Raw genomic sequence first — 14183 nt, 5'->3', positions numbered from 1 at the left:
GAACAAAAAACCGGCATAGCCAGCCGGTTATGGGATTACGGAACAGGCAATTGATCTGTTTTTCAAGAAGGCAAGGCCAAAAGCGGTAACAGAACCGGAACTCTGCCTGGATGCATCTGCTTATCTCATCGGCCTGCCGTGCCCCATTGGCTCGCCCGTTTTGCGTTCGTGCCAACTCTTACTGGGCCTGTGCCAGGCTGAGGCGGAATCGCCACCGGCCCTTGCCTAGCGCCTTGGTCCACCTGTATTACCCTCGTATCAGCGCTTGCCGGGCTGAAGTCAGACTGGACCGGAACAATCACAGGCCGCCTGCTCATCTCATCGGCCAGTCTCTGTTGTGTCCGTACCAGCTCCCGCTGGATTGCCACATTGCGTTGAGCGGCTTCAACTTCAGCGGCTTTTAAATGCGCTTCCCATCGCTCTTTCGCAATTTCCTCTTTCAACGCTTCTTCCTCCGCCTTCCTAGCCTGCCAATTGCGCAGTCTTTCGGCCGCCGCAGCTTCTTCCGCTGCGCTACGGTTTTTCATCTCAATCCGCTGCTCGACGGCAGCGCCGGCACAAGGCTTCGCCTGATACAGGGCTCCCTTGGTTTGAGGATCGGTGCATTTGAATACATCCGCTTGGGCTATTGAGGAACAGATAAATAATAATGCAATGAATCGGATATTGTGAGCCATGGCACAGTCCGTAATTGAGGGTTGATTTTTGTTGTTCTTAACTCGAAATCTAGCCCTTTAACCTGAATTTAAGATGAATATTCAGCTTCAAGCTGAGCGGTATTTTTAACATTCAGGGCTTACGCAAACCTGTTGGTGTTTTTCTATCAGATGCAGCCAGTGATTTAAACGAGCATCATAAGTGCCTTGAACTGTGTTCAAAAGGCAGCTTTCAGCCCAAAGCCGATTCCAGCCTCTCACAGTAGCTTTTCAGCACCTTGATGCGGGCGTATTTTTTATCATTGCCTTCAACCAATGTCCAGGGCGCTGTCTGGGTACTGGTCCGAACAATCATTTCATTGACGGCCAATTCGTATGCGGCCCATTTTTCGCGATTGCGGTAGTCTTCATCGGTTATTTTGTATTGTTTATAGCTGATCTGCTCGCGTGACTGGAACCGTCTCAGTTGCTCATCCTTGTCGATATGCAGCCAGAATTTCAGGATAATGATGCCGGCACGCATCAATTCTTCCTCAAAGTTGACGATTTCCGAATACCCGCGCTGCCATTCACATTCTGCCGCAAAACCTTCGACACGTTCAACCAGCACGCGCCCGTACCAACTCCTGTCATAAATCGTGATTTTGCCGGCCCTTGGGATATGGCGCCAGAATCGCCACAAATAATGCCGGGAGCGTTCTTCATCGGTGGGTGCGGAAACAGGAATCACGCGATAGTTCCTCGCATCCAGCGCATGGATCAAGCGCCTGATGGCTCCGCCTTTGCCGCCGGCATCCCAGCCTTCGAAGACTAATATGCTGGAGCGCTTTTTCTGACGCGCCAGCCTTGCTAATTTGCTCAGCTTGCCCTGGTAAAAATGCAGTTGCTCATGGTAGGTTTTCTCCTCCAGTTTAAGCGTCAGGTCGAGCGTATCAAGCAGATTATGCTGCGCAATGTTAATGACGCCGGGTGCGGCTGGCTTTTCGATGCCTCCCCTGTCTGCATCTCTCTGTTCAATATGCCTGCTGATGCTGTCCTGCACGTACCGGCCTATCGCTAAGCGGCGGTAATGCTTGTCCGTACCGTCGATGATCAGCCACGGCGATATGCCGGTGCTGGTTCCGGACAGCACTTTTTCAGCCGCACTGATAAACTCGTCATAGGTTTCCAGATGCTTTTTATCGCGGCTGGTTACCCGCCAGCTGGTTTTGGGATTTTTTTCGAGTTTTTTCAAACGTTTTTTCTGTGCCTCCCGGCCAAGATGCAGCCAGCATTTGATGATCAAAGCGCCATCATCTATCAGCAGTTGCTCCAGTTGTCTGATATGCATGAGTTCAGTCTGCAGTTGTTCATCGTTGATTTCCCGATGGATACGCCGCGATAACGGCTCGCTGTACCAGGAACCGGTATAAATGCCGATGGCGCCTTTTGCCGGCAAGGTGCGCCAGAATCGCCAGAATTCGGGGCGCTCTTTCTCTTCATCGCTGGGATCATCGAAAGCATTGGTCTGCACATAGTGCGGATCCATCCACTCGTTCAGCAAATTGATCGCCTCGCCTTTGCCGCCTCCATCTACGCCCGATATGAGGATAATGACAGGAAAGTCCATTTGCCTGAGTTTCTGCTGAACTACCAGTAATTGCCTTCTCAGCTCAGGCAGTTGCTCATCATAATCGGATTTCTTCAAGGTATGGCCTGGTTCCCCGACTTTTTCAAACATTCTGACCTTCCTTCTGCCTCGCCACTGTGATTTTTTAGCCAGCCGTACGCCATCTCATGCTAACAATACGCTACGACAGCTTTTATGCATGCCGCGAAATCAAAAAATAAAATTCTTTATTATCAATATTTTATTTATAAAATATTAAGAAATTTACGAATAAACAAGCTAATTGCGTAAGCTCAAAAAACTAGCAATCAAGATAATTTCATTTTAGTTTTGACACAACACCTTATCTCGTGATAAAAATTAACCCGTCGTTTATAAAAACTTCGACGATTGATTCGGTGATTAAAATAATTACTGAGTTACCCCTTTGAGGAGAGGGGACAAAAAATCATTACTACAATAACTATATGAGGATTTAAAAATGGCTGAAGAACAACAAAGAGATAATTTCTGGCTGTATATCGGCGGAATCATCGTTTTAACTATCGTATTAGTTGTCATGCTCAAAAGCAGAGAAACTGAGCATTTGAAAAGCGGCGCCGTAGCTGAGCTTCAAAAAGAAACTTTCCAGCAAATTGACGCAAGAAAAAAAGCAACTAGCAACAAAGCAGAATAATCTGTAAAAGATAACTGCTATACCCCCTCGCATATATTCTGCGAGGGGGTATGTTCAGGACTGTTATTAAGCTAGATAACAGTATCCTCTTCCAAATATACCTATCAGAAATATTGACATTGCTGGAGAGATATCCTCCTCAATGAGCGCCCTCAACGGCAATATTCGTTCACCTTTAAATTCCCTAAAACGTATCGGCTATTCATCCTTCTCAAGAAGGCTGAGTCTCTCTTCCAGGACTTTCACTTTCTTTAATAACTCAGGCAGTTTGCTGATGGCAATCTGTTCTTTATAGGCTTCTTTCTTATCTTTGGCAGGACTGCCGAATACCTGAGCCCCGGCTTTAACATCGCCGGCTATGCCCGAGCGCGCCAGAACCACAGCACCACGTCCGATCGTGACATGATCGGCAACGCCTGCACTGCCGGCCAGAATGGCATAATCTTCAATCGTGCAGGAACCGGATACACCAACGTGACCGCACATGATTACATGTTTGCCGACTTTGTTGTTATGTCCGATCTGCACCAGATTATCTATTTTGCTGCCCATTCCGATAATCGTGCTGCCCAATGCGCCTCTGTCGATACAGGTATTGGCGCCGATCTCGACGTTATCTTCGATAACGACATTGCCGACCTGCGGCACTTTAACATGAGCGCCGTTGCGGAATTTGTAACCGAACCCTTCAGCGCCAATAACCGCACCGGAATGTATGATGACGTTATCGCCTATTTCCACGTCGTCATAGATGATTGCATACGGATGAATGCGGCAATTCTTGCCTATTTTTGTATTTCTACCGATATACGCACCAGCCAGGATATCACTGCCATCACCGATCACCGCATTTTCCCCAATAACGGCGTATGGCCCGACATACACTTCGTTGCCTAATGCGACATTATCTTCGAGCACAGCCTGTGGCGAGATTTGCCGGCAGTAACTTTTGGCAGGGTGCAGCAATTCAACCGCTTTAATAAAGCTGATCTCCGGATCGGCGCAAACCAATAACGCCATGCTTGGCGGAACGTCTTCAACAGCGAAACCTTCAGCGATAAAACAGGCGGAAGCCGTCGAATCCTTGATATGCGCGGCATATCGGCTGTTAGTCAGCTGAGTGACCTGTCCGCTTTGTGCAGTCATAATATCCGCTGCAGAATGAATTAATGCCGATGCGTCCCCTCCTTCAATCCGGGCTCCGCAAAAATCGGCAAGTTCTTTTAATATAACCGGCATATTGTCCCTGCTATTATTTAGTTATAGCGCCAAACTATATGGCACATAGTTACTGAAAAGAATAGTTTAGCAAAAACTTATAATTCAGTATGACAAAATGCCTTTTTGATAGAAAAAATTCCTCGGTATTCAAGGCTGTTTTATTGCTTTCAGTGTTTTGTCGATTTTAACGACCAGATCCTCCACACCTTTTAAGGTCAATTTTTTATCGCTGCCTTTAATCTCTGAAACGTAGTTTCCTACTAACTGGCTGTCACGCGCGCTAACCAAATGCCCCATAAGATAGACAAACAGGAAACTGGGCTTATGCAGACGCCCGACCAATATATAGTCGGCGCCAGCCTGTATGGCCAGCTTGGCCGCCACATCATCATGATCGAAAAGATACCCGACACCGGCATTAGCGCTTTGCTGAGCCTCCAAGCTTACCGGCACGACTTCATACCCGGCTTTCACCAGCTCGTTTTCCAACATGGCCTTTATGCCGGCCGTACGTTCGACTTCAGAAGGAATGCCTGGCGCCAGGGTCAGATCCTTCAGCTCGAAATCCAAAACGGCGATACGTTGCCCGGCAAAGCCGTTCAGACTCGCCAGGCATAAAGCCGCTAAAACGATCAACTGTCGTATTCGAAAGTTCATGCGTTCTCCTCCGGATTATGAATTGGATTAAAGAGATGATCTGGATAAATACGGTAAATCAACAGTCCAGGCCTGGTTAAAACTGATTCGGCAAATTGGTTAGACTGCCCAAGCTTGATTAATGCTGCAGTGGACTGAGGTGCTGCTAATGGCTCTCTCCCGAATGGAGAGAGCGCGTTAGTGTCTTTAGTCGAATAGAATGATTATGAATTGAATAAACTCTACGCAGCAGTTGAGTCAATTGGATCTAATACGCGTTTGAATTTGCGATGTTTAGTCACATGACGCGTAACAGTGCGCCCGGCTCGATCGGTCGCATTGTCAACAGCCGCATACATGTTTTCCTCAACATCATCAATAATTACATCTGATTGATGCGGAATCACTACCTGAATATGACAGCGTTTATCAGTTCCGCCTTTGAGGCCATTATCACTGGAAAGGCGTACGATAATGCGCTGGACGGAATCATTGCTGCTGATTAAAGCGCTATTGATGCGTTTAACGACATAACGTTTCAAGGATTCGGTCAAGGAAAAGTTTCGGGCTTGAATATCAATTTGCATACTGCACTCCTACATGAGTATTACCAGATGAGCTTTTAACTTACCTCTTACTGTACCAAATAAAAAGTCGGATATTTTTTATTAATTGATCGAAATACTCGAACTTTTATGCTTTTTTAAAGAAGCAAACATCTGCCAATGCATCAAATTTGTTGAATATAAAAAAAAATCATTCGAGTATTATTTAGTGATCATGTTCTAATTGACTGGAATCAGAGCATTAACTGAGCAATATTTATGATTAATTACAAGCATCTCCATTACTTCTGGATGGTCGCCAAGGAAAAAAGCATTGCCCGAGCCAGCGAGCGTTTGAATCTGACACCGCAAACGATCAGTGGGCAACTAAGTTTACTGGAAGAAACGCTAGGTGTGGCTTTATTTGACCGTGTAGGACGCCATCTCGAGCTCACCGATACCGGGCACAGAGTTTTAACTTACGCCGATGAAATCTTTTCGCTAGGCAGCGAATTGGAGAGCATAGTTCACGATAGGCCTACCGAACCGGTATTGACATTCAATGTAGGCATTGCCGACGTCGTGCCTAAATCCATCGCCTATCGCCTGCTGGAGCCAGCCTTGCATATACCTGCCCTGGTACGCATCAATTGCCATGAAAGCGATCTTGACTCGCTGCTGGGCGATCTGGACCAGCACAAGCTGGATCTGGTCATTTCGGACAACCAAGTACCTGCAGATACTAATATCCGAGGCTTCTGCCGACCGATTGGAGAGTCGACACTGACTTTTTTTGCCGCACCGAAATTGGCAGACACGTTTGAGCAGGCATTCCCGAATTGTCTTGATAAGGCTCCGTTGTTATTGCCGGGCAACGCCAGCGGAATAAGGGCTCAGCTTCAGCAATGGTTTGACAGACGGCATATTCATCCGCGCATTGCCGGCGAGTTTGATGACAGCGCACTGATGGAGAAATTTGGCCAGGCCGGCATCGGCATTTTTGCCTTACCGACGGCCATCAAAGAAGAAATAGAAGATAAATGCGAAGTTATTCCCATTGGCGAGGCGGAAGATTTAACCGTTCGGTTCTACGCCATTTCGATGTTGAGAAAAGTATCGCATCCGGCCGTGACGGCCATTACTGCCAAAGCCCGAGGCTGGCTGGCCCGCGGCACGGCAGGTTTATAAATGGATTCGCCCTGCGTGAGGAATCTTGCCGGCTGCGGCTTTGTCGCCCAACCGGCAAGAGACCGGATAGTTACGAATCATCAACCTGATCGGCGAGCGTTGTTAATGCTCTAACCAGGTCTGACAGCCTCTCTGAATTTTCCGCGCGCGCTGTCGCGTGGGCGACTTTGCGGCCTTTCCGCGGCGCTTTGTCATAGAGATGCAGGTGCGCGTTCGGAATCTTCAAAACATCGTCGTCAGCCGGCAGGCCGCCGATGAAATTCACCATAGCTGCCTTGCCGACCGGTGCCGTAGAGCCTAATGGCTGGTCCAGAATGGCGCGCAGATGATTTTCGAACTGACTGGTTTCAGCGCCTTCAATTGTCCAATGGCCGGAGTTATGCACGCGCGGCGCGAATTCATTGGCGACCAGACTGCCGTCCACGTCGAACAGTTCCAACGCCAGCACGCCGACATAATCCAGCGCTTCCATTAACGTAGAAACATAAGATTCAGCCTGCTTTTGCAGCGCATCGCCATCGCGGCATTCCGAAACCCGCAAAATGCCGCCGCGATGCAAATTCTCGGATAACGGATAGAAAGCGATAGCGCCTGAAACGTTGCGTGCTGCAATAATGGACACTTCGCGTTTGAACGGCACAAAAGCCTCAACGATAGCCGGCACGCCTTGCAGCGATTCCCAGGCCGGCTCCAGGTCGTCAACCGACTTGAGCACGGACTGGCCTTTACCATCATAGCCCAGGGTGCGGCTTTTCAAAATGGCCGGCCAACCGATGGTCGGCATGGCCTGTTTCAGATCTTCAAGGCTGTCCACAGCCGCGAAAGCCGGAGTCGGAATGCCGATTTCGCGGAAAAAACTTTTCTCGATGAGCCGGTCCTGAGCAACCGCCAGCGCCTTCGGGGCCGGATGCACCTGGGTCCGCGCCGCCAGAAATTCGGCGACATGTGCCGGCACATTCTCAAATTCATAAGTGACGACATCGGCACGCTCCGCCAGCTGCGCGAGCAAGGCAGGATCGCTGTAATCCCCATGCAGATGCTCGCCCAGTTTGTTGGCGCAGGCATCGGCCGATGGGTCCAGAAAAATAAAATCGAGCCCTAACGGATAACCCGCCAACGCAATCATGCGCGCCAGCTGCCCGGCTCCAAGAATCCCTACTTTCATACCATATCCTCCCGAGGATCCGAATGCTCAAGCACTGTCTCAGTCTGCTCGCATCGATAGTCGTTTAATGCCGTACGATATTCGTTGTGTTTATTGCTGATAATAGCCGTCGCCAGCAAAGCCGCATTGATGGCGCCTGCTTTGCCGATAGCCAATGTACCGACCGGAATGCCGGCAGGCATCTGAACGATCGATAACAAGGAGTCCATGCCGTTCAATGCTTTAGACTGTACAGGCACACCTAAAACAGGAATGGCGGTTTTCGCCGCTGTCATGCCGGGCAGATGCGCGGCGCCGCCGGCGCCTGCGATGATCACTTCCAGGCCTTTGGCTTCTGCTGATTCAGCATATTGAAACAGTTTGTCCGGCGTCCGGTGCGCCGAAACGACTTCAGCCTCATACGGCACTTTCAGCCGATCAAGCGTTTCCGCAGCAAAGCGCATGGTTTCCCAGTCAGAGGTCGAGCCCATAATGATGCCAACCAGTGCTGTCATGTGTTACTCCTTTCAATATCAGAATAATTCGGACACAACCGGTCCTATGAATAATTAAACCTTAAATTATCGCACAAATGCCACAACGATGTTTCTTAAGTTTTTGCACAGCCTATAAACCAGCATTGATAAATAGCATTGCTCAGGAAGTTCGTTATGACTATATCAAGAAATAATACGACGAAGATTTTCTAATCATTGAATTTGGATGACAGCCCAATTGGGCCATGCCTCAACTGTATTGCATGTTGGACAGGCATAGGTTTTTGATTGCGTTATGCTAATGTTTATGGTTGCTCAGAAATATTATAAATTGCCGGATTTGATCAAACGAAACGGCATGACTGCGACGACAACAACAACTGGAGGAGTCGGTATTTTCGAAGTTTTTCTTCGTTATCTGGCTATTTCAAAATAACCCTGCAATTGTACGCAACGCTTTTTACCTGATTATCGCTTTCTGGTAATGAGCTGGAATACTGTTCCTTGATGTAATTAAGATACGAAACCTAAGCTCGCTGAACCTTATGCGCATCCGAATAAGGTTGTTACTTACTGTGCCTATATCTGGAATCAGTGGTTTTTATCGTTATCTATTTGCTGACCGGTCTGGAGAAAATTTTGGCAAGATTGGGTTCACAGAGCGCGACACCGCTTGCTTGCAAGAAAGCCATGTCCTTTTCAAGATGACAAAGCTTTCAAAAGCTATCTGAAAAACGAGTGCTGAAGCAGCGCCCGATTTATACCGCCAGAATGAGCAAGAGATCCATCCGGATCTCTTGCCATTCGTCTGTATTGTTAGCCTTTTCCGGGTAACATGCCTACTGAACCAGGCTTAATGCGTTTACAGGTAACGACCATATCTTCCAAATGACATTGAGCCAAGCCTTTGTTGGCGCCATCCGTGCATTCTTCACAGACGGGCGTGCCAAGATTTTTCACTTCCTCGACATGCCAGCCATATCCTTGTGTTTGGCAGAACTTCTTGCTGTATCTGTTTACATTATATTGCTTCGAGGCAGTTTCAATCGCCGCAGATTTTGCTTCGCACTTTGCAGAAGGCAGCGTATTGGCCATAAGATCCCTGTAAACATACTCCGTCGCCGATGCGCCGCCTGAAAAAAGCGATAATGCCGCCACTAGGCCTATCAAGTTAAGTTTCATAATTCTCTCCTCATTATTTATTATTTTAAGCGATCGTTGATACGCTATATCTTCTATATTGTGTTGCCTTCAGACCATGACATACCGCCTTACTGCAGAAAACAGCAGACGGGGATCACTAAAACATCCTGCGCACCAAGGATTTAGTTTAAAACGCGAATATTCATAAGGGCGGCTTCTTCTTGTATTTGCTCTTTGATCGGAGCAAACTTATCATCCTCGCTTTTCTTAACCAGGATCAAAACCGTCAATAAGGCAAATGTTATGCCGCCAACATACAGCCAGAATTTATCTTTTGTTTGTGATTCATCGTTCATTTTTGCACCTTTATATTTATCAGTTGTCTGTGGATGCGTCACAGTTAATGAAAAAGCTCCGAAATTTAACCTGTACCGGAACCAATATCATTCTTGAAGCATCTTTTTATTTATGTTTCAGTAATTTCCGCAAAGAGAACGTTTTCATCCTGATATTGCACGATCATTGGCATTAGTCACACTCTGCTTTGCTCTAACCAGTAAGACATGATGGAAATTACCGCCCTCATAAATACCCTCTCACTTGGTAGTGAATCGATACTATAGGAAAGCCCAAGCCTACTGTCAAATAAATATCGAATCAATACTACATGAACTCAATCTTGGTTAGACCCACCTTCAGAGCGATGATCTACTTGGGCTAAATCTTTGACTTTTGCAATTGAGGGAGACAGATAGAGTTATCTTTTCCTTACCGGGATCTCGGCTCCTCATGCTTTGTTCAATTACAGTTTGGCGTGATTTTTTAAAAAATATGTATTTGGCGCAGTTTATATCCATGAAGAGAATGAAACTAAAACGGCTGTTAATTACTCTTTAAGTTTGGAAACCGGTTTCTTTTTAAATAGCGCTGGAGCTTCAGTTTGGAGATTTACCTTAAGCATCTGATGTCACGCACGAATTGATCTCTGTGCTGTTTTGGTTTTATTGCGATGCAGCTGCGGTGTAGGTGCGAATTGATCCGCACTGTTAGACCGGCACAAATAGTAAATTTTGACTAATTTGGTGAGGCTTTCCAATGTATGACTTCTGCAAAAACGCTTTGTTTGGCTTACTGGCTGTTATCGTGTTTATCAGCTTTATTTTGAGCATGCTTATGGCTTCAATCATTTTATTTATCGGTTTTATGTTACGGTTTACTTGGAATTACGGCAATCTCGCCATACAAAGAAAACTCAATTACCTATTTGAAATTTAGCCATACTTCACAGCCTTCACTAAAACAGTTTTTATCCCTTAATTTCAGCATTGGGCAGTGAGAAGACGAGATAGTCTCCTATTATTTTTTCCTCAGTAAACGGCATTTCATCTGAGCATTATCCTTCCGCATTTCGAATTATCATTCCTTAAACAGGTCAAACAGCTGGGCATGTAATTTCTGTTTAAACATTATTGAGCTTTATGATACCGTCATGAAGTAACATTTTTATAATGGAGATCAGTACCATGACTAACCAGCGCAGAGTTACCCTAGTTAATGAGGAGACTCAGCCCATCTGTGAGCTGCCTGTTTTATCAGGCACTACGGGGCCCGATGTCATCGATGTTCAGGAGCTATATAAACACACAGGTATGTTTACCTATGATCCGGGCTACACTTCGACGGCCAGCTGTTCTTCCAAGATAACCTATATTGATGGTGAAGCCGGCATATTGTTGTATCGTGGTTATCCCATCGAACAATTGGCGGAACAATGCACTTTTCTGGAAGTTTGCTATTTGCTGTTGAACGGCGAACTGCCGAACGATGATCAATTGAAGCAGTTTGAAAATGCCATTACCAAGCATACGATGGTGCATGATCAACTGACCAATTTCTTTAAAGGCTTTCGCCGTGATGCCCACCCGATGGCCATCATCGTCGGCGTAGTCGGCGCTTTATCGGCTTTTTATCATGATGCCTTAGATATCAATAACAAGGCAGACCGCGACCTTTGCGCCATCCGCCTGATCGCGAAAATACCCACTATAGTGGCCATGAGCCATAAGTACAGCATCGGCCTGCCGTTCATGTATCCGCAAAACAAGCTGACTTATGTAGAAAACTTCATGCGCATGATGCTGGCCACGCCTTGTGAGGAATTTCACCCCAACCCGATTCTGGTGAGGGCGTTGGACAGAATCCTGATTCTGCATGCCGATCATGAGCAAAATGCCTCCACGTCGACGGTACGCCTCGCCGGTTCCAGCGGCGCCAATCCCTATGCCTGCATTACTTCGGGAATTGCCTGTCTGTGGGGCGCCGCGCATGGCGGCGCCAATGAAGCGGTGTTGAATATGCTCGAAAAAATAGGCGATGTTTCGAATATCGATTCTTATATCAAACGAGCCAAAGATAAAAACGATCCGTTCAGACTCATGGGGTTCGGTCATCGCGTTTACAAGAATTACGACCCGCGCGCCAAATTGATGCGGGCGACCTGCCATGAAGTGCTTAGCGAACTGGGACTGCATGACGATAGGTTGTTCAAGCTGGCGCTGGAACTGGAACGCATTGCGCTGGAAGACGAATACTTCATCGAGAAAAAACTGTACCCGAACGTCGATTTTTATTCAGGTATCGTGCTCCGCGCCCTGGGCATCCCCAGCAATATGTTTACGGCCCTGTTTGCCATGGGACGCAGCGTAGGCTGGATTTCGCATTGGGATGAAATGATATCGGACCCGGAACAGAAAATCGGCCGTCCCAGACAGCTTTATGTCGGACAAACGAGGCGCGATGTTCCCCCTATGGCTGCGCGTTAAACATTAAATACATGGCTTCAATGCCTGTGTAAATATATCGGCTGATAACACCTTATCAGCCGCCGTTTCATCGTTTCTGTCCATATGACTGTCAGGCGGCTATGACCGGCTCCATAGAGAAACTGAAATTCAGCTAAGCCATTGCAAAGCATCGAATTCCTATCTGCATCTGGACTATCTGGCCCCTGCCTTTCATTGACTGCAAGCCGAGGTCAATTTCCAAACCAGTCCGCATCGGATTATTCCAATGAAATAAAAGCCTACAGAATAGTCTAATTTTAAAAGTATTATCGAATGCAGGTAGGTATTGTTTTATAATATATTAGCTTTTTATTATTTACTTAAATATATAGGTTCACCTTATGATCTTCAAGCAACTTTTTGAACCAGACACTTGCACCTACAGCTATCTCATCGGCTGCGAATTCACTCAAAAAGCCGTTCTGATTGATCCTGTCGCAAGCGAAGTGGATAGTTATGCCGCGCTTTTGAATGAACTGGGATTAACGCTGATCTACACGATGGAAACACATGTCCATGCCGACCATATCACCGGCGCCGGTCAATTGAGAGACACGCTGGGCAGTAAAAGCGTCGTGCACCGCGATGCCGGCGCCATGTGCGCCGATTTGCTGGTCACCGACGGCGTGCCGCTTCAGGTCGGCGAGGTTGAAATACTTGTTCTCCATACACCGGGCCATACTGCAGGCTGCGTCAGTTACGTGATCGGAGACCGTGTTTTTACCGGTGACGCGTTATTTATCAATGGCTGCGGACGCACCGACTTCCAGCAGGGTGATGCCGGCATGCTGTATGACAGCATTACACAAAAACTCTTCACGCTGCCGCCCGACACCCTGCTTTATCCAGGCCATGATTACAACGGCAAGACCGTGTCCACGATTAAACAGGAAATAGCGACCAATGCCCGTTTGGGCGGCAAGACGCGCGATGAATTTATCAAAATCATGGCGAACCTGAATCTGGCCTACCCTAAATATATTGATGAAGCGCTGCCTGCCAATCAGGCTTGCGGACAGCTGGATAAACAAAGCCAAGTCATACAAGGCTAACGATGCTGGTGTTAATTGCGCTTGCCCTATTGATCGGTGTTCTGCTGGGCCTTTTGGGCGGCGGCGGCTCAATACTGACCGTGCCGGTTCTGGTTTATCTGGCCGGCTTATCGGCTAAAAACGCGATCATCACATCGTTAATCGTCGTCTGCCTGACCAGTTTGATAGCTGTCGTCAACCATGCCCGCCGCGGCAAGGTATGCTGGACGGCCGGGCTGGCCTTTGGCCTGACCGGCATGATCGGCGCCTTTCTCGGCGGCCGACTGGCGGCCTATGTTCCGGACTCGCTGCTATTGGTGCTGTTTGCAGTCATTATGCTGGCTGCTTCACTGTCGATGCTGCGCAGTAAAAAAACACCTAAGCCTTTACAACCCAACCGACTACCTTTACAGAAGCCCTGTCCTCAACATTTGCCGCTCATAGCGCTGATGCTTGACGGCTTTCTGGTAGGCTCAGTGACGGGCTTGATCGGAGTAGGCGGCGGTTTCCTGATGGTTCCGGCTCTCAATAATCTGGTGGGCTTACCCATACACGCCGCCATAGGCACATCGCTGTTCATTATGGTGATTCAATCCTCGGCGGCCCTGGCAGGGCACGCCAGCCACATGACCATCGACCTATTCATAACGGCACTGTTTTCAGCTTTCGCCATTATCGGCAGTTTTATCGGCAGCAGTTTGTCCGGCAAGATCCCCGGCCAGCATTTAAAACGCGGCTTTGGCATACTCGTTTTTATCCTAGGCTGTTTTCTGCTTTATCGCGAAATCAACCCGCCAATGATGGCTCAGATAAAAGCCCTCGTCATCCGTCATCAAGACTTCATTCTTGGCGCTTCGACCATTCTGGTCATTATGCTGTCTTACCGGCTATGGCTCTGGACACACACATTGCAAAAAAACAATGATCGTAATCAAACTTGAGCTTTTTATACTTATTGGATAATATTGATTCAATACTACCTGGAGTCCTTAGA

14 protein-coding genes are annotated in these 14183 nt (G+C 47.6%); 5 read left to right on the top strand and 9 right to left on the bottom strand.

The features are described from left to right. Positions 1–125 precede the first annotated feature (125 nt). Together V2P20_RS08120 and pap are read right to left on the bottom strand one after the other, a co-directional pair. Positions 126–677, bottom strand: a complete 552-nt coding sequence (locus tag V2P20_RS08120; protein WP_331817723.1) for a hypothetical protein — start codon at positions 675–677, stop codon at positions 126–128. Between the two features lie 211 nt (positions 678–888). Continuing rightward, positions 889–2376 carry a polyphosphate:AMP phosphotransferase gene (gene pap, locus V2P20_RS08115; RefSeq protein WP_331817722.1) on the bottom strand — a complete coding sequence of 496 codons (1488 nt, stop codon included), beginning with the start codon at positions 2374–2376 and terminating at the stop codon, positions 889–891. Positions 2377–2746: 370 nt separating this feature from the next. Between pap and V2P20_RS08110 the strand changes: the two genes are divergently transcribed. Next, positions 2747–2941, top strand: coding sequence for a hypothetical protein (locus V2P20_RS08110; protein WP_194970533.1), 195 nt, complete (start codon positions 2747–2749; stop codon positions 2939–2941). A gap of 198 nt (positions 2942–3139) precedes the next feature. On the opposite strand, the gene lpxD is transcribed toward V2P20_RS08110, so the two are convergent. The 3 genes from lpxD to V2P20_RS08095 form a co-directional block, all read right to left on the bottom strand. Next, on the bottom strand, positions 3140–4180 hold the full coding sequence (lpxD, locus tag V2P20_RS08105) for a UDP-3-O-(3-hydroxymyristoyl)glucosamine N-acyltransferase (RefSeq protein WP_331817721.1): 1041 nt from the start codon (positions 4178–4180) through the stop codon (positions 3140–3142). A gap of 129 nt (positions 4181–4309) precedes the next feature. Further along, the gene (locus V2P20_RS08100) at positions 4310–4819 is read right to left on the bottom strand and encodes a DUF2380 domain-containing protein (RefSeq protein ID WP_331817720.1); all 510 of its coding nucleotides are present in this window, start codon (positions 4817–4819) and stop codon (positions 4310–4312) included. A gap of 221 nt (positions 4820–5040) precedes the next feature. After that, positions 5041–5385 carry an HPF/RaiA family ribosome-associated protein gene (locus tag V2P20_RS08095; RefSeq protein WP_331817719.1) on the bottom strand — a complete coding sequence of 115 codons (345 nt, stop codon included), beginning with the start codon at positions 5383–5385 and terminating at the stop codon, positions 5041–5043. Positions 5386–5622: 237 nt separating this feature from the next. Between V2P20_RS08095 and nhaR the strand changes: the two genes are divergently transcribed. After that, positions 5623–6531, top strand: a complete 909-nt coding sequence (gene nhaR / locus V2P20_RS08090) for a transcriptional activator NhaR (protein WP_331817718.1) — start codon at positions 5623–5625, stop codon at positions 6529–6531. Between the two features lie 70 nt (positions 6532–6601). Here nhaR and V2P20_RS08085 read toward each other — a convergent pair whose 3' ends face one another. The 4 genes from V2P20_RS08085 to V2P20_RS08070 form a co-directional block, all read right to left on the bottom strand. Further along, a complete protein-coding gene (locus V2P20_RS08085; RefSeq protein WP_331817717.1) occupies positions 6602–7696 on the bottom strand; it encodes a 5-(carboxyamino)imidazole ribonucleotide synthase in 1095 nt (364 codons plus the stop codon). Beyond that, complete coding sequence (gene purE, locus V2P20_RS08080; RefSeq protein ID WP_331817716.1) at positions 7693–8190, bottom strand: 5-(carboxyamino)imidazole ribonucleotide mutase; 498 nt, start codon at positions 8188–8190, stop codon at positions 7693–7695. The genes V2P20_RS08085 and purE overlap by 4 nt, the downstream gene beginning before the upstream one ends. A gap of 798 nt (positions 8191–8988) precedes the next feature. Continuing rightward, positions 8989–9354 (bottom strand): hypothetical protein, encoded by a 366-nt coding sequence (locus V2P20_RS08075; protein WP_194969753.1) that lies wholly within the window; start codon positions 9352–9354, stop codon positions 8989–8991. Between the two features lie 143 nt (positions 9355–9497). Continuing rightward, a complete protein-coding gene (locus tag V2P20_RS08070) occupies positions 9498–9671 on the bottom strand; it encodes a hypothetical protein (protein ID WP_194969754.1) in 174 nt (57 codons plus the stop codon). 1167 nt (positions 9672–10838) lie between these two features. Between V2P20_RS08070 and gltA the strand changes: the two genes are divergently transcribed. The 3 genes from gltA (at position 10839) to V2P20_RS08055 (ending at position 14130) form a co-directional block, all read left to right on the top strand. Further along, positions 10839–12137 (top strand): citrate synthase, encoded by a 1299-nt coding sequence (gene gltA, locus V2P20_RS08065; RefSeq protein WP_331817715.1) that lies wholly within the window; start codon positions 10839–10841, stop codon positions 12135–12137. A gap of 362 nt (positions 12138–12499) precedes the next feature. Further along, positions 12500–13210 (top strand): MBL fold metallo-hydrolase, encoded by a 711-nt coding sequence (locus tag V2P20_RS08060; protein WP_331817714.1) that lies wholly within the window; start codon positions 12500–12502, stop codon positions 13208–13210. 2 nt (positions 13211–13212) lie between these two features. Further along, the gene (locus V2P20_RS08055; protein WP_331817713.1) at positions 13213–14130 is read left to right on the top strand and encodes a sulfite exporter TauE/SafE family protein; all 918 of its coding nucleotides are present in this window, start codon (positions 13213–13215) and stop codon (positions 14128–14130) included. The last annotated feature ends 53 nt before the right edge of the window (positions 14131–14183 follow it).

The sequence above is a fragment of the Methylobacter sp. Wu1 genome (assembly GCF_036553575.1).
In the GTDB taxonomy this organism is placed as follows: Bacteria; Pseudomonadota; Gammaproteobacteria; order Methylococcales; family Methylomonadaceae; genus Methylobacter.
This window is presented reverse-complemented; position numbering and strand designations above follow the sequence as displayed.

Excerpts from the sequence above, each read along its gene's own strand:
- V2P20_RS08095 (WP_331817719.1), bottom strand. The coding sequence starts at position 5,385 with ATGCAAATTGATATTCAAGCCCGAAACTTTTCCTTGACCGAATCCTTG.
- nhaR (WP_331817718.1), top strand. The coding sequence starts at position 5,623 with ATGATTAATTACAAGCATCTCCATTACTTCTGGATGGTCGCCAAGGAA.
- purE (WP_331817716.1), bottom strand. The coding sequence starts at position 8,190 with ATGACAGCACTGGTTGGCATCATTATGGGCTCGACCTCTGACTGGGAA.
- gltA (WP_331817715.1), top strand. The coding sequence starts at position 10,839 with ATGACTAACCAGCGCAGAGTTACCCTAGTTAATGAGGAGACTCAGCCC.
- pap (WP_331817722.1), bottom strand. The coding sequence starts at position 2,376 with ATGTTTGAAAAAGTCGGGGAACCAGGCCATACCTTGAAGAAATCCGAT.
- V2P20_RS08060 (WP_331817714.1), top strand. The coding sequence starts at position 12,500 with ATGATCTTCAAGCAACTTTTTGAACCAGACACTTGCACCTACAGCTAT.
- V2P20_RS08055 (WP_331817713.1), top strand. The coding sequence starts at position 13,213 with ATGCTGGTGTTAATTGCGCTTGCCCTATTGATCGGTGTTCTGCTGGGC.
- V2P20_RS08070 (WP_194969754.1), bottom strand. The coding sequence starts at position 9,671 with ATGAACGATGAATCACAAACAAAAGATAAATTCTGGCTGTATGTTGGC.
- V2P20_RS08085 (WP_331817717.1), bottom strand. The coding sequence starts at position 7,696 with ATGAAAGTAGGGATTCTTGGAGCCGGGCAGCTGGCGCGCATGATTGCG.
- V2P20_RS08120 (WP_331817723.1), bottom strand. The coding sequence starts at position 677 with ATGGCTCACAATATCCGATTCATTGCATTATTATTTATCTGTTCCTCA.
- V2P20_RS08110 (WP_194970533.1), top strand. The coding sequence starts at position 2,747 with ATGGCTGAAGAACAACAAAGAGATAATTTCTGGCTGTATATCGGCGGA.
- V2P20_RS08075 (WP_194969753.1), bottom strand. The coding sequence starts at position 9,354 with ATGAAACTTAACTTGATAGGCCTAGTGGCGGCATTATCGCTTTTTTCA.
- V2P20_RS08100 (WP_331817720.1), bottom strand. The coding sequence starts at position 4,819 with ATGAACTTTCGAATACGACAGTTGATCGTTTTAGCGGCTTTATGCCTG.
- lpxD (WP_331817721.1), bottom strand. The coding sequence starts at position 4,180 with ATGCCGGTTATATTAAAAGAACTTGCCGATTTTTGCGGAGCCCGGATT.